This is a genomic window from Sinorhizobium fredii USDA 257 (genome assembly GCF_000265205.3).
Lineage (GTDB): Bacteria > Pseudomonadota > Alphaproteobacteria > Rhizobiales > Rhizobiaceae > Sinorhizobium > Sinorhizobium fredii_B.
Genome location: NC_018000.1, coordinates 1 through 16,287 on the forward strand (window position 1 = coordinate 1; position 16,287 = coordinate 16,287).

17 protein-coding genes are annotated in these 16,287 nt (G+C 63.0%); 8 read left to right on the forward strand and 9 right to left on the reverse strand.

The window, feature by feature from the left end; genetic code table 11:
• Positions 1 to 100 precede the first annotated feature (100 nt).
• The 6 genes from dnaA (at position 101) to USDA257_RS00030 (ending at position 5,588) form a co-directional block, all read left to right on the forward strand.
• The gene (gene dnaA, locus USDA257_RS00005; RefSeq protein WP_014760807.1) at positions 101 to 1,543 is read left to right on the forward strand and encodes a chromosomal replication initiator protein DnaA; all 1,443 of its coding nucleotides are present in this window, start codon (positions 101 to 103) and stop codon (positions 1,541 to 1,543) included.
• Between the two features lie 217 nt (positions 1,544 to 1,760).
• Positions 1,761 to 2,135 carry a YciI family protein gene (locus tag USDA257_RS00010; protein WP_014760809.1) on the forward strand — a complete coding sequence of 125 codons (375 nt, stop codon included), beginning with the start codon at positions 1,761 to 1,763 and terminating at the stop codon, positions 2,133 to 2,135.
• Complete coding sequence (locus USDA257_RS00015) at positions 2,132 to 3,409, forward strand: RNA polymerase sigma factor (protein WP_014760810.1); 1,278 nt, start codon at positions 2,132 to 2,134, stop codon at positions 3,407 to 3,409. The genes USDA257_RS00010 and USDA257_RS00015 overlap by 4 nt, the downstream gene beginning before the upstream one ends.
• Before the next feature lie 74 nt (positions 3,410 to 3,483).
• Positions 3,484 to 3,966, forward strand: a complete 483-nt coding sequence (locus tag USDA257_RS00020) for an SRPBCC family protein (protein WP_014760811.1) — start codon at positions 3,484 to 3,486, stop codon at positions 3,964 to 3,966.
• Positions 3,967 to 3,980: 14 nt separating this feature from the next.
• Positions 3,981 to 4,841 carry a nuclear transport factor 2 family protein gene (locus USDA257_RS00025; protein ID WP_014760812.1) on the forward strand — a complete coding sequence of 287 codons (861 nt, stop codon included), beginning with the start codon at positions 3,981 to 3,983 and terminating at the stop codon, positions 4,839 to 4,841.
• A 132-nt stretch (positions 4,842 to 4,973) separates the two neighbouring features.
• A complete protein-coding gene (locus USDA257_RS00030; protein ID WP_014760813.1) occupies positions 4,974 to 5,588 on the forward strand; it encodes a glutathione S-transferase family protein in 615 nt (204 codons plus the stop codon).
• A 59-nt stretch (positions 5,589 to 5,647) separates the two neighbouring features.
• Here USDA257_RS00030 and hemW read toward each other — a convergent pair whose 3' ends face one another.
• From hemW to rph, 4 genes are read right to left on the reverse strand one after another with little or no spacing between them, the layout of a single operon-like run.
• On the reverse strand, positions 5,648 to 6,832 hold the full coding sequence (gene hemW, locus USDA257_RS00035; RefSeq protein WP_014760814.1) for a radical SAM family heme chaperone HemW: 1,185 nt from the start codon (positions 6,830 to 6,832) through the stop codon (positions 5,648 to 5,650).
• Between the two features lie 7 nt (positions 6,833 to 6,839).
• Positions 6,840 to 7,484, reverse strand: a complete 645-nt coding sequence (rdgB, locus tag USDA257_RS00040; protein ID WP_014760815.1) for an RdgB/HAM1 family non-canonical purine NTP pyrophosphatase — start codon at positions 7,482 to 7,484, stop codon at positions 6,840 to 6,842.
• Positions 7,485 to 7,517: 33 nt separating this feature from the next.
• Positions 7,518 to 7,934, reverse strand: coding sequence for a VOC family protein (locus tag USDA257_RS00045; RefSeq protein ID WP_014760816.1), 417 nt, complete (start codon positions 7,932 to 7,934; stop codon positions 7,518 to 7,520).
• Positions 7,935 to 7,985: 51 nt separating this feature from the next.
• On the reverse strand, positions 7,986 to 8,705 hold the full coding sequence (gene rph / locus USDA257_RS00050) for a ribonuclease PH (protein WP_014760817.1): 720 nt from the start codon (positions 8,703 to 8,705) through the stop codon (positions 7,986 to 7,988).
• Between the two features lie 157 nt (positions 8,706 to 8,862).
• On the opposite strand from rph, the gene hrcA reads away from it, so the two are divergent.
• Both hrcA and grpE read left to right on the forward strand, forming a co-directional pair.
• Positions 8,863 to 9,942, forward strand: coding sequence for a heat-inducible transcriptional repressor HrcA (gene hrcA / locus USDA257_RS00055; protein ID WP_014760818.1), 1,080 nt, complete (start codon positions 8,863 to 8,865; stop codon positions 9,940 to 9,942).
• A 158-nt stretch (positions 9,943 to 10,100) separates the two neighbouring features.
• The gene (gene grpE / locus USDA257_RS00060; protein WP_014760819.1) at positions 10,101 to 10,724 is read left to right on the forward strand and encodes a nucleotide exchange factor GrpE; all 624 of its coding nucleotides are present in this window, start codon (positions 10,101 to 10,103) and stop codon (positions 10,722 to 10,724) included.
• A gap of 262 nt (positions 10,725 to 10,986) precedes the next feature.
• Here grpE and USDA257_RS00065 read toward each other — a convergent pair whose 3' ends face one another.
• From USDA257_RS00065 to rpoN, 5 genes are all read right to left on the reverse strand, one after another.
• A complete protein-coding gene (locus tag USDA257_RS00065) occupies positions 10,987 to 12,222 on the reverse strand; it encodes a D-arabinono-1,4-lactone oxidase (protein ID WP_014760820.1) in 1,236 nt (411 codons plus the stop codon).
• 10 nt (positions 12,223 to 12,232) lie between these two features.
• On the reverse strand, positions 12,233 to 13,000 hold the full coding sequence (locus USDA257_RS00070; RefSeq protein WP_014760821.1) for an SDR family NAD(P)-dependent oxidoreductase: 768 nt from the start codon (positions 12,998 to 13,000) through the stop codon (positions 12,233 to 12,235).
• A gap of 263 nt (positions 13,001 to 13,263) precedes the next feature.
• Positions 13,264 to 13,728 carry a PTS IIA-like nitrogen regulatory protein PtsN gene (gene ptsN, locus USDA257_RS00075; RefSeq protein ID WP_014760822.1) on the reverse strand — a complete coding sequence of 155 codons (465 nt, stop codon included), beginning with the start codon at positions 13,726 to 13,728 and terminating at the stop codon, positions 13,264 to 13,266.
• A gap of 174 nt (positions 13,729 to 13,902) precedes the next feature.
• The gene (hpf, locus tag USDA257_RS00080; protein WP_014760823.1) at positions 13,903 to 14,475 is read right to left on the reverse strand and encodes a ribosome hibernation-promoting factor, HPF/YfiA family; all 573 of its coding nucleotides are present in this window, start codon (positions 14,473 to 14,475) and stop codon (positions 13,903 to 13,905) included.
• A 190-nt stretch (positions 14,476 to 14,665) separates the two neighbouring features.
• Entirely contained in the window at positions 14,666 to 16,228 is a 1,563-nt protein-coding gene (gene rpoN / locus USDA257_RS00085) for an RNA polymerase factor sigma-54 (RefSeq protein WP_014760824.1), read from the reverse strand.
• Between the last annotated feature and the right edge of the window lie 59 nt (positions 16,229 to 16,287).

Consider the following 16,287-nt stretch of genomic DNA (forward strand, 5'->3'; position numbering starts at 1 on the left):
GATATTGGAAGGCGGCAAAATGCAGATGAATTTGGCGACGGCGTCTGAAGGAATTCAGGCCGGAAGCAATCAGTCTCAGGCGGCGGGGGAAAAGCACAACATGCGGCATGACGCACTTTTCGAGCGGGTAAGTGCGCGTTTAAAAGCCCAGGTCGGTCCGGATGTCTTCGCCAGCTGGTTCGGGCGTCTCAAGCTCCATTCGGTATCCAAAAGTGTCGTGCGCCTGTCGGTGCCTACGACTTTTTTGAAGTCGTGGATCAACAATCGCTATCTCGATCTGATCACCAACCTTTTCCAGCAGGAAGACGGTGAGATCCTGAAGGTGGAGGTCCTCGTCCGTACCGCGACCCGCGGCCAGCGTCCGGCGGTTCACGAAGAGGCAGTGCTTGCGGCAGCCGAACCGGCGCCGGCTGCCCCTGCCCGCCGTGCGGCCTCGCCACAGCCGGTCGCCGCTGCCGCTGCCACGGTCGCAGCCGCCGCAAGGCCGACGCAGGCGCCGCTTTTCGGTTCGCCGCTCGACCAGCGCTACAATTTCGAGAGCTTCGTCGAGGGCTCGTCCAACCGCGTGGCGCTTGCTGCGGCGCGCACGATCGCGGAGGCCGGCGCCGGCGCCGTGCGCTTCAATCCGCTGTTCATCCATTCCAGCGTCGGCCTCGGCAAGACGCATCTATTGCAGGCGGTCGCGCTTGCTGCGCTGCAAAGCGCACGGGCGCCGCGTGTCGTCTATCTTACGGCGGAATATTTCATGTGGCGTTTCGCCACCGCGATCCGTGACAACGACGCGCTGTCGCTGAAGGAATCGCTGCGTAATATCGATCTTCTCGTCATCGACGACATGCAGTTCCTGCAGGGCAAGTCGATCCAGCATGAATTCTGCCATCTGCTCAACATGCTGCTCGACTCGGCCAAACAGGTGGTCGTGGCGGCGGACCGGGCGCCCTGGGAGCTGGAATCGCTCGACAGCCGCGTTCGTTCGCGCCTGCAGGGCGGCGTGGCGATCGAGATGGAGGGGCCTGACTACGACATGCGCCTCGAAATGCTGAAGCGCCGTCTCGAAGCGGCCCGCCAGGACGATGCATCGCTCGACATTCCGCAAGATATCCTGAGCCATGTAGCGCGCAATGTCACAGCCAGCGGCCGCGAGCTGGAAGGGGCCTTCAACCAGCTCCTCTTCCGCCGCTCCTTCGAGCCGCAGCTGTCGATCGAGCGTGTCGATGAGCTGCTCGGCCATCTCGTCAATGCCGGCGAGCCGCGCCGCGTCCGCATCGAGGATATCCAACGGGTCGTCGCCAAGCACTACAATGTCTCGCGCCAGGAACTGGTCTCGAACCGCCGCACGCGCGTCATCGTCAAGCCGCGCCAGATCGCCATGTACCTGTCGAAGACGCTGACGCCGCGCTCCTTCCCGGAAATAGGCCGCCGTTTCGGCGGCCGCGATCACACGACCGTTTTGCACGCGGTACGCAAGATCGAGGAACTGATCGCCGGCGACACAAAGCTCAGCCACGAAGTCGAGCTCCTGAAACGACTGATCAACGAGTAGGTGCGATCGTTTGTGTAATCTACAGCTTACGAAGGGCCCGGGTTAGCCGGGCTTTTTTGTGCGAAGCTGCCGGCAACTTGTATTCCACAGCATGGCCGGCAACCGAAACGCCGCTTGGCTCGAAGTCAGACGCATTGCCAGATGGCATTTTTTTCGTCCCGTTTGTCGGCTATCTCTTTCGTCATTCGTCCTTTTGATCGAAGCGGGAGAGGTCTCGATGCTTTACGCTGTGCTTTGCTACAACAATGAAGACGTAACGAGCGCCTGGAGCCAGGAGGAGGAGGACAAGGTCATGCGTGATCTTACCGCCGTCCAGCGAAAGTATGTCGAGGCCGGCAAGCTCGGCCCCGTCGCGCGGCTCCTGCCGACGACCGCGGCCACCACATTGCGCCACAGCCGGGGAGAGACCGTTGTCATGGATGGTCCCTTTGCCGAGACCAAGGAGCAGTTGCTCGGCTTTTACCTGATCGATTGCGTATCGCTCGATGAGGCGCTGGATTTCGCCCGCGAATTGAGTGCCGCCAATCCGGCCGCGGGTTCCTACGAGATTCGCCCCCTGTCTCTGTTCAAACCGGGTGAGCTTGCCCCATGACCGACACGGCCTGGATCGACCTTGCCCTGGTATCCGCGCGGCCGCAGGCAATGGGCGCGCTGCTGCGCTATTTCCGCAGTCTCGATCTGGCGGAAGAGGCCTTCCAGGAGGCCTGCATCCGGGCATTGAAGACCTGGCCGAAGAACGGACCGCCGCGCGATCCTGCCGCCTGGCTGATTTTCGTCGGCCGCAACAGCGGTATCGACAAGGTGCGGCGGCAAGCGCGTGAAACGGCGCTGCCGCCGGAAGAGCTGCTCTCCGATCTCGAGGACCGGGAGAGCGAACTGGCCGACCGCCTCGACGGGGCGCACTACCGCGACGATATCCTGCGGCTGCTCTTCGTCTGCAGCAATCCGGCCCTGCCGGCCACCCAGCAGATCGCACTGGCGCTCCGGATCGTTTCCGGCCTGTCCGTCAAGCAGATCGCCCGCGCCTTCCTTGTCGGCGAGGCGGCGATGGAACAGCGCATCACCCGCGCCAAGGCGCGAGTGGCTGCCGCCGGCATCCCGTTCGAAACGCCCGACGCCGCCGACCGCGCCGAGCGGCTCGCGGCGGTCGCCACGATGATCTACCTCGTCTTCAACGAGGGCTATTCGGCCATGAACGGCCCGGACGGGGTCTCCGCCGATCTCTGCGACGAGGCAATCCGCCTGTCCCGGCTGTTGCTCCGGCTGTTTCCGTCGGAGCCGGAGATCATGGGGCTGACGGCGCTTTTGCTCCTCCAGCATTCGCGCGCGCGCGCCCGTTTCGACGCTCATGGCGCCATCATCCTGCTCGAGGACCAGGACCGGCGGCTGTGGAACAGGCCGATGATCACCGAGGCCTTGGCGATGATCGACAAGGCGATACGTCATCGTCGCCCCGGGCCCTACCAGATTCAGGCCGCGATCGCAGCGCTGCATGCACGCGCCGAGCGTCCGGAGCTGACGGATTGGAACGAGATCGAGCTGCTCTACCAAGCGCTCGAGCGGCTGCAGCCATCGCCGGTCGTCACGCTCAACCGGGCGGTCGCCGTGTCGAAACGCGACGGGCCAGAAGCGGCGCTGGCGCTGGTCGAACCGCTCGCCGATAGGCTCTCCAGCTATTTCTATTATCACGGCCTGCGCGGCGGCCTGCTCAAGCAGCTTGACCGCAGCCGCGAGGCGCGCGTCGCCTTCGACCGGGCGATCGCGCTTGCCACCAATGCCGCCGAGGCCGCCTATATCCGCAAGCAGCTCGACCACCTGGAGGCCGACGCGATCGCTTCGATAACGCCGGCAGAAGAAAAACAATAAAACGTCGTCGGCAGCTGTCGGAATCCGAACGTCCCGGTCGTCCTAGGTTCGAACCCACCACGGAGGAATTGGAAATGACTGCAGCTACCGAAATCGACCCCATCAATGACCGCGAACTGGTTCTGATCCGCCTGATCGATGCACCGCGCGAAAAGGTCTATCGCGCCTTCACGGATGCCGAGCTCCTGAAGCAATGGTTCGCTCCCTTGCCGTGGACGATCACCGAAGCGGAGCTCGACGTCAGGCCAGGCGGCACGAACCGCTTCGTCATGCGATCGCCGGAGGGCGAGCTCTATCCCAATCAGGGTGTCTATCTGGAGGTCGTGCCGAACGAGAAGCTGGTCATGACGGACGCATATACGGAAGCCTGGAAGCCCTCCGAAAAGCCGTTCATGACGGCGATCCTGACCTTTGAGGACGAGGGCGGGAAGACCCGCTACACCGCTCGCGCCCGCCACTGGAGCGTCGCGGACCGCGAGACCCACGAGAAGATGGGCTTTCACGAGGGCTGGGGCCAATGCGCCGACCAGCTAGCCGCACTCGTCGCAAGACTCTGAGAGGAGGATAATTCATGTCCATCACCGAGAGCAGCAACGCCGCGGAGATTCGCGCAGTGATCGAAGACTGGGCGGAGGCCATGCGGCAGAAGGATGCGGGCCGCGTCCTTTCCCACGGCACGGAGGATTGCCTGGTCTTTTCTCTGGCGCCGCCGCTCAAGGCCTCGGACGCCGGTGCCGGGGAACTTGAGCAGTGGTTTTCGACATGGAAAGGTCCGCTCGGCTACCGGCTTCAGGACCTCGAGATTTCGTCAAGCGATGACGTCGCGTTCGCCACGGCATTGGCGCATCTCTCCGGCGAAAAGCAAAATGGCGACAAACCGGCGCTCTGGTACCGCCAGACGCTCGGTCTGAAGCGCACCGACAAGGGATGGAAGATCGCTCATCAGCATGAATCCGTCCCCTTCTATATGGACGGAAGCGTCAAGGCGGCGATCGACCTCGATCCTACGTCGCAGGTCGACTGGGACGCGCCCTCGCATCCGCCGATGGCCGGCGTCGTCGCTTATCTCAACGTCGAGAATGCGGACGCAACTGCCAAATTCTACAGCCGTGCCTTTGGCGCCAAGGAGGAGGACCGCAAGTATGCCGAGGACGGCAAGCGCCTTATTCATTGCCACCTGACGATCAATGGCGGCGCGCTGATGCTGAACGATCCCTTCCCGGAATTCGGCATTCCCTGGAAGCCGCCGGAGGGCTTCGTGCTGCACCTCATTGTCGACGACGCCAATTTCTGGTGGAAGCGCGCGGTGGCCGCGGGGGCGGAAGTGACGATGCCGCTGGAGATCGCCTTCTGGGGCGACTATTACGGCCAGTTGCGCGACCCCTTCGGCGTCACATGGGGGATCGTCGCTCCGGTGAAGAAGAGCGACTGACGAGACCGGCGGGGCATAAGCTACCGCCCGGCGTGAACGAACTTGTGCGTCGGGCGGTGAAACAGAGCGCAATTCTTGCGGCTGATTTCTTAATCTTCGCGAAGTGCCGATGGACGGCCCACGCGAGGTAACATGATCCTGCATTATCAGACCCACTCTCCCTTTGCCCGTAAGACGCTCGTCTTTGCCAACGAAGCCGGGATCGCGGACCGGCTGGAGATCCTTCATCATGAGACGAGCCCGACCTTGCGCAACGATCGGGTTTACGCCGAGAATCCGCTCGGCAAGGTGCCCGTGCTGCTGCGCACCGAAGGGGCGCCGATCTTCGATTCCGACGTGATCTGCGCCTATCTCGACACCATCCATGATGGCAGAAAGTTCATTCCAGAGAGCGGTGATTGCCGGTGGCAGGCTTTGACGCTGCAATCGGTCGCGCAAGGTCTGGCGCAGACCGGCATAGCGCTACGCTGGGAAACCGTGCGGCGGCCGGAACCGTTGCGCTACGGTGCGCTTCGGGACGGCTATACCGAAAAGATCGAGGCGACCTATGACTGGTTGGAGACGGTTCCGGACTTCAATGCGCCGCTGCATGTCGGCCATATTGCGCGGGCTACGGCGCTTTCCTGGATGGCGTTCCGCGCGCTGCCGTCCTTTCACAACCGACCGAGGCTGAACCGGTGGTTCGACCAGTTCGAGCGGCGCCCTTCTATGCGGGCGACGCCGCTCTCGGGCGATACACATGACTGAACGACTGAACGTTCCTGCAAGCGAACGGCGCTATGACACGGCCGCCGCGCTCTCAATTTTCAGCAGGCGAGATCGGCTACGACCGCGTCCAAGATGAGCATGCCGGCTGGAGTGCAGCGCAGGCGTGAATTGCCGATGCGTTCGATGAAGCCGTGCTCGATGAGGAACTGTTCGCGGTCGGGATCCGGATCGCGGCCGGAAAGTGTCTGCCAGCGAGCGAGATCGACGCCTTCCCGAAGCCTCAGGCCCATCAGCAGCAATTCGTCGGCCTGCGCCTCGAGGTCGAGCGGCTCCTGCTCGGTGATGCCTTCGCCGCGCTCCTCGACGAGCCGCAGCCATGCCTCGGGATTGCGTTCCGTTGCAGTCGCAATCTTGCTAGGGCCGTCCGTAAGCCGCCCGTGGGCACCGGGGCCGATACCCGCATAGTCGCCGTAGCGCCAATAGGTGAGGTTGTGGCGGCTTTCCGCCCCCCGCAGGGCATGGTTGGAGACCTCATAGGCGGGCATGCCGATCGCCGCTGTGATCTCCTGCGTCGCCTCGTAGAGCACCGCCGATTGTTCGCCGTCCGGCACGGTCAGCTTGCCTGCCTTGTGCAGCCCGAAAAAGGGCGTGCCCTCCTCGATGGTGAGCTGATAGAGCGAGAGATGGTCGACGGCGTAGGATACCGCTTCCTTCAGCTCGCGCTCCCATTCCTCGACGGTCTGGTTCGGACGGGCGTAGATCAGGTCGAAGGACATGCGCGGGAAGATCTCGCGCGCCAGCCGTACCGCCTTCAGCGCATCCTCGACATTGTGCAGCCGGCCGAGGAATTTGAGATCGCGGTCGTTCAGAGCCTGGACGCCCAGCGAGACGCGGTTGACGCCGGCCGCCCGGTAACCGTGGAAGCGCGTCGCCTCGACGCTCGAGGGATTGGCCTCCATGGTGATCTCGATGCCGTCCGGCACATGCCAGTGCCGGGCGATGCCCTCGAGGATCGCACCGACGGTCGCCGGCTCCATCAGCGACGGCGTGCCGCCGCCCATGAAGATGCTGGTCACGGTTCTCGGGCCGGACAGCGCCCGCACCGACGCCATTTCCTGGAGGAAGGCAGCGATGAAGCGCGGCTGGTCCACCGGCTGGTGGCGGACATGGCTGTTGAAGTCGCAATAGGGGCATTTGGCTGCGCAGAACGGCCAGTGCACATAGACCCCGAAGCCGGGGTCCATGCCGTCACCGATTGCCGAAAGCGGGACCGTCTGGATCATTGGTTTCTCAGGCGCCGAGGCAGGTCTCGGCAAAGAGCTTGAAGGCGCGGGCGCGATGCGAAAGCGCTTCGCTGTCGCCCGGCTTCCAGCCGTGCTTTTCTTCCGCGCTCATCTCGCCGAATGTGGTGTCGTAGCCCTGGGGCTGGAACACAGGATCATAGCCGAAGCCGCTCGTCCCGCGCGGCGGCCAGACGACCTTGCCCTCGACCTCGCCGCGAAAGAGTTCGACATGTCCGTCCGGCCAGGCAAGACAGAGCACCGAGACGAACCGGGCCGTCCGATCCTCCGGCTCAGTAGCTCCGTTCTCCTGAAGCGCCTTCTCGACCCTTTCCATCGCCATGGCGAAATCGCGGCTGCCGTCTTCGCGCTCCGCCCAATTGGCGGTGTAGACACCGGGGGCGCCGCCGAGCGCATCGACGGCAAGGCCGGAATCATCCGAAAGCGCTGGCAGGCCGGAGGCTCTGGCCGAGGCCAGTGCCTTGATCGCCGCATTCTCCTCGAAGGTCGTGCCGGTTTCCTCCGGCTCGATGAAATTGAGATCGGCGGCCGATTTTGCCTCGAAGCCGAGCGGTCCGATCAAGTCGCGGATTTCGCGGATCTTGCCGGCATTGTGGCTCGCGACCACGAGCGTCTTGTCACCGAGTTTGCGCATCTATTCTTGTTCCGTCCAAACTTCAAACCCGCATCAATCGATTGCCCAGAGGCCGGGTTCCGCGCACTCCAGACTGTTTCCGGCCGGGTCGCGGAAGTAGAAGGAGCGGGCGCCGTTCGGCCAGCGAATATCCGCCTCGATCGCCACGCCAGCCGTCTCCAGCTTCGCCTTCCAGGTGTCGAGCGCCTCTGCCGCGATGCGGAAGCACATATGCCCCTTGCCCTTAGTGCCATGCGGCGGCACGGGCAGCGCGCCGGTCGCGGGCGGCTTCATCGTTTCCGCCGCGTTGAAGATCAACAGCACGCCGTCGCCGCAGCGGAAGAAGACATGGCGGTCGCCGACGCGGGTGATCCGCTCAAGGCCGAGCACGTTGCCGTAGAACGCTTCGGCGGCGTCGAGATCATCCGCGTAGAGCGCGGTTTCGAGGATGCCTTCAAGAGCGGGAGCCAACGTCGATCCTCTCGAATTTCAGGGAACCCGGGCGTAGGCGCCCGCGCAGCCCTAGCCGGCGATCGCCTGCTTCTGCAACGCGACGAGCTCGGAAATGCCGTCCTTGGCGAGTTGCATCAGGCTTGCGAATTCTTCCTCCGTGAAGGGTTTTCCTTCCGCCGTTCCCTGGATCTCGACCAGTCCACCGCTGCCCGTCATGACGAAATTGGCATCGGTCTCAGCGGCCGAGTCTTCCAGATAGTCGAGGTCCACAACCGCCTGGTTGGCGAAGATGCCGCAGGAAATGGCGGCGACATGGTCCTTGAGCACCCTTTCGAGCTTGATCATGTTGCGCGCTTCCATCCATTTCAGACAGTCGTGCAGCGCGATCCAGGCGCCGGTGATCGAGGCGGTGCGGGTGCCGCCGTCCGCTTGAATCACGTCGCAGTCGATCGATATCTGACGCTCGCCGAGCGCCGGCAGGTCGACGACGGCTCGAAGCGAACGGCCGATCAGCCGCTGGATTTCCTGCGTGCGGCCGCTCTGCTTGCCGGCTGACGCCTCGCGCCTCATCCGCTCGCCGGTCGCCCGCGGCAGCATGCCGTATTCGGCCGTGATCCAGCCCTTGCCGCCGTTGCGCAGCCAGGCGGGAACCTTTTCCTCGAGGCTCGCCGTGCACAGGACATGCGTGTCGCCGAAGCGCACGAGGCAGGACCCTTCCGCATGCTTGGAGAAATTGCGCTCGAAGGAAACCTTGCGCATTTGGTCGGTTTTTCTGCCCGATGGCCGCATCGTCGACTCCTATTTATCTGCTGAGCCTTCTAGATCATGGCGGGGGTAAAGGGAACCGGTTCGTATCGGGACAGGGCGGTGATTTTTCCCTTTTGCCATTGTCCCCGCTGGCCACTATATTCTGCGGGGACACGAACGGCTGTTTGCATGGAGTGACATGGTACTGCGCAACCCTGAAACGAAGGGGGTCGCATCGACGCTGGATGAGCGCTCCGGCGAGATCTTCCGCCGCATCGTGGAGACCTATCTGGAAAGCGGCGAGCCGCTCGGGTCCCGCAATCTCTCGCGGCTCCTGCCGATGTCGCTGTCGCCGGCCTCGGTGCGCAATGTCATGAGCGATCTCGAGGGTCTGGGGCTCATCTATTCCCCTCATGTCAGCGCAGGACGGTTGCCGACCCAGACGGGATTGCGCTTCTTTGTCGATGCTTTCATGCAGGTCGGCAGTCTTTCCCCCGAAGAGCGGACCTCGATCGAGCGGCAGGTGCGGCGCGCAGAACGTGATCAGCCGATCGACAGCCTTCTTGCCGAGGCAAGCCAGATGCTTTCCGGCATGTCCCGCGGCGCCGGCCTCGTCATCACGACGAAAAGCGATCCGGTGCTGAAGCATGTCGAATTCATCCGCCTCGCCCCGACCAAGGCGCTTGCCGTTCTCGTCGGCGAGCACGACCAGGTGGAGAACCGCATCATCGAGCTGCCGGCGGGCGTCACCAGCGCACAGCTCACCGAAGCGGCGAACTTCGTCAATGCCCATCTTGCCGGGCAGACCATCCCCGAACTGCGGTCCCAACTCGAGAAGGTCAAGCAGACCGTGCGCGGCGAACTCGACGCGCTGTCGCAGGATCTGGTCGAGCGGGGGCTTGCGATCTGGTCGGGCAGCGAGGGCGACGAGAAGCCGGCACGACTCATCGTTCGCGGCCGTGCCAATCTGCTCGAGGGCCTGGAAGGAACCGAGGACATCGAACGGCTGCGCATGCTGTTCGACGATCTCGAAAAGAAGGACAGCCTGATCGAACTCCTCAATCTTGCAGAAAGCGGCCCCGGAGTGCGCATCTTCATCGGCTCGGAAAACAAGCTGTTTTCGCTCTCCGGATCGTCGCTGATCGTCGCCCCTTATCGCGACAGCGACGACCGGATCATCGGCGCCGTCGGGGTCATCGGACCGACGCGGCTCAACTATTCGCGGATCGTCCCTATGGTGGATTACACTGCCCAGCTGATGTCGCGCCTATCGCGCTGAGCGAATCCTTTTGGGCGATAGACCGATTGGACCCTTGATTTTTCGGGCCCAAACCTCGATATCGGCTTCAAATCCAGGCAACAGAGCGTTCAAGCAAAGCGACTTCCGCTGGTTTGATGATGCCGAACACATCAATGAGAAGACATTCGGAGAACGTCATGACCGACGAAACGAACAAGAACGGACCTGAGGCTGCAGCGCCGGAAGAGACTGTAACGACGGCCGCGCCGGAAGCGGAAGCGCCGGAAGCCGATGCTTCCGCCGCTGCGCCCGATGCGCTGGAGCTCGCCAAGGCGGAAAGTGCGGAGCTGCGTGACAAATATCTTCGCCTCGCCGCCGAGATGGACAATCTGCGCCGCCGCACCGAGCGCGAGGTGAAGGACGCAAAGTCCTATTCCGTTGCCGGTTTCGCGCGCGACATGCTGGCCGTGTCCGACAATCTGCGCCGCGCGCTGGAGGCCATTCCGGCCGAGGCGAGGGAATCCGGCGATGCCGGCCTCATGGCGCTCATCGAAGGCGTCGAAATGACCGAACGCTCCATGTTGGCGGCGCTCGAGCGCCACGGCGTGAAGCAGTTGGACCCGACCGGCCAGAGGTTCGATCCGAACTTCCATCAGGCCATGTTCGAAGTTCCGAACGCCGAGGTCCCGAACAACACGGTCGTTCAGGTCGTCCAGGCCGGCTACACGATCGGCGAACGAGTCCTGCGCCCGGCCATGGTCGGTGTCGCCAAGGGCGGCCCGAAGGTCGCCGCAGCGGAAAGCGAAACGCCCGCCGCCTGACGGCGGACGCGGATTAAGACTATGAAAAGAGCGCCGCGCCTTCCCCGGATGCGCGGCGTTTGCCTATTTGGAGCTAAGGCGGAAATCCGATCCGATTGCTGCCGCTGAAGTCGGAAAAGGGGTCGATACCCCCTCTGCCTGCCGGGCAATCTCCCCCACGAGGAGGGAGATTGGCCAGAAGCAAAGGCCCGCCCGACAGCGAGTTTGCAAACCGCCGAACCGCTGAATTCAACGGCATGCTCGCCAGCCAGATTGGGTTGCCCTAGGCAAAGAGCTGCCGTAGGTGGTCGTTTAGAAACCGACATTCCGGGTCGACCTTCGCCCTTAGCGCCCGAAAATCGCCGGAGCGCGGATAGAGCGCCGTCACGTCTTCGGCGCCGAGGAAGTGCAGCTTGCCCCAATGCGGCCGCGAGCCGTATTGGCGCAGGATCGTGTCGACGTCCTTCAGGTAGTCCCAATAGTCGGTGCCGGGCTCGCCGGAAACGGAGAGCGTGATCGAGTCCTGCTCGTAGAACGGGCTGATCCAGCCGGAATCGCCGGCGGTGAAGCGGTATTCGATCGGATAGATGCAGGTCGGGTGCTTTTCGAGCATCAGCTTGCGCACGGCCTTGACGGCCTCCTTGCCGTGCGCGACCGGCACCGCATATTCGAGCTCGTGGAAGTTGGGGACATATTCGATCGGGTAGATTTCCGAGGAATAGGCGATCCGTTCGAAGGCGTCATCCATCGGCGGCCGATCGGTGATGTCGATCACCTTCATTTCGCAGACGTCGGCGGTCTTCTCCGTCGTCGAGACGGACGACGTATCTGGAAGGCAGTAGCAATGACGGCTTTCGGGAACCGGGCACCAGAAGAAGCCGAAATGACGGTGCTTGGCGGCGAGTTCGTCATGCTGCTCCATGCACTCGTCGAAGTCGCAGCGCCAGAGCTTTTCGTGCAGGTTGTAGCTGTCCATCACCTGCAGCGTGATTTCTGAGATGACCCCCAGCATGCCGACGGAGACGCGGGACGCCTCCAAGAGATCCGGGGTCGTCTCGTCGACGACGAGGATCGAGCCGTCCGGCTGGACGAGGCGCATGCCGACGATCTGCGACGCCATGTTGCCGAGCGCCGCGCCGGTGCCGTGCGTGCCGGTGGTCAGCGCGCCGGCCAGCGCCTGGCTGTCGATATCGCCCTGGTTGATGAGCGACAGGCCGTTCGATTTCAGCGCCTTGCCGAGTTGGTTGATCGTCGTCCCGGCACTCACCGACACGCGTTTGCGCGTCTGGTCGATATTGGCTACGCCCTGCATGCCGGAAAGCGTCAGGTGCAAGCCGCTGGTCAAGGCGACGGGCGTGAAGGAGTGGCCGGAGCCGGCGCAGCGCACGTTGAGACCGGCCGACGTCGCTTGCCGCACCATCTCGGCAAGTTCCGCTTCGCTCCCCGGCACGCCCCGGTGACGGACGATACACGACTGATTGCCGACCCAGTTGCGCCAATGACCACCCGCTTGCAGCATCCTTATCTCCTCAGACAGCCGTGAAGCAATTGTCGACGAACAGGTGCGTGCCGTTGACGAAGCTCGACTCGTCGCACGCCAGGAATAGGGCGGCGTTGGCGACCTCCATCGGATCGCACATCCGCCCCTGCTGGGCGGCGATCGCCGCTTCGGACACGTCGACCCCGTATTTGCTCAAGCCGGCGACCTCGCGCTTGCCATGATCGGTGGCGATGAAGCCGGGGCAGACGGCATTGCAGCGAATGCCCCGGTCGCGAAACTCGACGGCGATTGCCCGGGCGAACATGTGGCAGGCGCCCTTGGTCGTATCGTAAAGCACTTCCATCGGCGTCGCCGCGACCGCGGAAATCGACGAGGTGCAAACGATGCTGCCGCCACCGGCGCCGATCATCCCGGGAAGCACCGCCTTGGTCATCAGGAACATGCTGCGCACGTTCACCGCCATCAGCCGGTCCCACTCTTCCTCTTCCGTTTCGAGGAAGGGACCGACGGCAAGAATGCCGGCATGGTTGAAGAGGACGGTTATCGGACCGAAAGCATCTTCGACGGTACGCACCGCGGCGCTGACCTCGGCCGAGACCGAGACATCGGCGGCCGCGAACACGGCTTGCCCGCCCTCGGCGCGAATGGCCTCGGCAACCTCCTCGCCCTTGCTTTTCGGCAGGTCGACAATGCCGACCTTGGCGCCCTCGCGCGCGAAGAGCTGGGACGCCGCCAGCCCGCAGCCACCGGCGCCGCCGCTGATCAGCGCGACCTTGCCCGCAAGCCTGCCCGTCATGATGTCCTCCTCCCGCATCCCCGGTCGTGGATCGGATGCTGTGGTGGATTATTGTTGACGGCGGGGAAACTGTCGATAGCCCCTCGGAATATGCGGCAGCAGTCTTTCGGAGATTAGCGAGGAGCAGCGTAACGCTTGAATTACTTGGTCAATCCGGCCTCACGCAGCCCGGGTTGCGTCGACAAGCCGACGGAAACACGATCGCCGCTCGTCGGCGTAGGCCGAGCTTTCAGATGAGCCTTGCCGCTCCTGGCGGCCGCTTCTCACGCGGCGTGCGAGGTCGTGTCTTCGTTGAGAAGCATGTAGATGGCGCTTGCGGAGTCGGTCCCGCGGATTCGCGTCACCATGTCGTGGTCGCGCAGCACCCGCGCAATGCGCGACAGTGCTTTCAGATGATCGGCTCCGGCGCCCTCCGGCGCGAGCAGAAGGAAGACGAGGTCCACCGGCTGGTCGTCGAGCGCCTCGAAGTCCACCGGCGTATCGAGCCTGGCGAAGATGCCGATGAGCGAAGAAAGGTTGCCGAGCTTTCCGTGCGGGATGGCGATGCCGTTGCCGACGCCGGTCGAACCGAGTCGTTCGCGCTGCAGGATGACGTCGAAAATCTCCCGCTCCGGCAGACCGGTGAGTTTCGATGCTCTTGCCGCCAATTCCAGAAGGAGTTGTTTTTTCGAGTTGGCCCTCATGGCCGGGATGATCGCATTTTGATGCAGCAAGCCTGCCAATGCCATTCTTTTATCCTCGTTCGCCGGTTAGGGCCCGACAACTTGATCACAAATATGCCGCAATGGCTCTAACCATCTTTAGCCTGGCGGATCCCATGCACAGGAAAATCGAGCTTTCCCGGCGGCCCGCCGATCGGAGCGGCGGGGAAGGCCGACCGTGCCGGCGTTCCCCAATCCCACTCATCTTTTGATATTGGCGGCGTCGATCCAGCCAATATTTCCATCGTTGCGCCGATAGACGATGTTCAGATCTTCCTTGCCGGGGGTACGAAACATCAGCACCGGTTCGTCCGTCATGTCGAGCGCCATGACGGCGTTGGCGACGGACATCGTCCTCAGTTGTTTCGTGGTTTCGGCAACGATGGTCGGTGCATAATCATCGGGAACTTCCTCGTCCTCGAAAGGCACCGAGTCCATTACCATGTAGGCCACCTCGGCGGCATTCTGACCATTGCCGTTGTGATGGTCCTTGAGCTTGCGCTTGTAGCGCCGGAGCCGCTTCTCAATGCGGTCCGAGGCCGCGTCAAAAGCCGCCTGTGGCTCATTCGCCTGACCATTCGCCTGCAAGACCACGCCCGTATCGAGATGAAGCTTGCAGTCGGCGCTGAAGCGTGAGCCGGATTTTTCCACAGTGACCTGGCTTGAATATCCTCCGTCGAAATATTTGGTTACGGCCTCGCGGACCTGCTCGCCTATGCGCGAGCGAAACGATTCGCCGATTTCCATATGTTTACCGGATACACGCACACTCATGGAGTTTCCTCTCTCGTTCGTGACTTGCGTATCCAGTCTATTCCAAGCGCTTCCGTCATCCAAGCGTTTCAGCAAGGGCCAGGACGGGCCGCCTGGAGCCGCCGAAGTGGAGTGGTGGCCTCGGCAATTCGCGGCGGCCTCATATCGTCTGCGCCGCGGGGAGTCAATTGCCGCCGCGAAAAAACCGCAATCAGAACCCGGCCGCCTTGGCAAGAGCGCGCTTCTCGCGACGCCGCTGGACCGAGGAGGGGATGTTCATCGCCTCGCGATATTTGGCGACGGTGCGTCGCGCGATGTCGACGCCGGCTTGCTTGAGGATATCGACGATATCGTCGTCGGACAGTACCGCATCGGCACTTTCCTGATTGATCATCGTGCGGATGCGGTGCCGGACGGATTCGGCCGAATGGGCGTCTCCGTTCTCCGCCGAACCGATCGACACGGTGAAGAAATACTTCAGTTCGAAAAGGCCGCGGGGGGTCAGCATATACTTGTTCGAGGTGACGCGACTTACCGTCGATTCATGCATCTTGATCGCGTCGGCGACGATCCTGAGGTTCAGCGGCCGCAGTTGATCGACGCCATGGACCAGGAAGGCATCCTGCTGCCGGACGATCTCGCTCGCGACCTTCATGATCGTCCTGGCGCGCTGGTCGAGGCTGCGCGTCAGCCAGTTGGCGTTTTGCATGCATTCGCTGAGGAAGGTCTGATCGGTACTGTTCTTCCGGCTGTGGCGCGAGATCTCGGCAAAATACGCGTGATTGACGAGAACCCGTGGCAGCGCGTCGGGATTGAGCTCGACCAGCCAGCCGCCGTCTGGCGCTGAACGGACGATAACGTCGGGTATGATCGCCTCGGTGACGCTGGTCTCGAAGCTTGTCCCCGGCTTCGGATCGAGCTTGCGGATTTCGGCGAGCATGTCGACGAGATCCTCCTCGTCGACCCCGCAGATCTTCTTGAGCGTCGCGAAGTCGCGGCGCGCCAGAAGCTCGAGATTGGCGACAAGCGCCTCCATGGCCGGATCGAGGCGATTGCGCAAGCGCAATTGAATGGCGAGGCATTCGCTGAGCGTGCGCGCGAAGACGCCGGGTGGATCGAACTGCTGGAGCACGAGAAGGACGCGCGTCACATCTGCCGCGCTCGCACCGAGCCTGGCCGCCGTTTCCCCGATTTCCGCATGCAGATAACCGGCCTCATCGAGCTGGTCGATGAGATGCTGCGCGATCAGCCGATCGGAGGGGGCGCCAAGGGCAAAGGGGATTTGCTCGAGCAGGGTCTCGCGCAGGGTTTTCCGGCCGGCGACGAAATCGTCGAGATCGTATCCCTCGCCGTCGTCGCTGCCGCCGGCGCCCGGCATCGATTTCCATTGGCCGAGCAGTTCCGGCGCATCGGCGCGCTGCGGCGCCGTGTCGTCCTGGAAGACATTGGCAAAGTCTGCGTCGAGTTCTTCGCTGAGCCGCTCGCTGGAGCTTGAAGTAGCGCTGTCGTAGAGGTCGCCCTGGCCGATCGGCTCCTCCGCCCCGCCGCCGGCCTCGGGGGCCAGGCCTGCCTCGTCGCGTTCGGCACGATCCGAGCCGAAGCCCGTCTCCTCGCCTGATTGAAATTCAAGCAGCGGGTTCTTTTCGACTTCCTGGGCAATGAACTGGGCGAGCTCGAGATGCGTCATCTGAAGCAGCTGGATCGACTGCATCAGTTGCGGCGTCATGACCAGCGACTGTGACTGTCGCAAGTGAAGGCTGGCGGACAAAGCCATGCAGGCGCGAAACTCCCGTCAAATCTCGGCCTGTCTTGCGTGGACGGGCCATTTTTCTA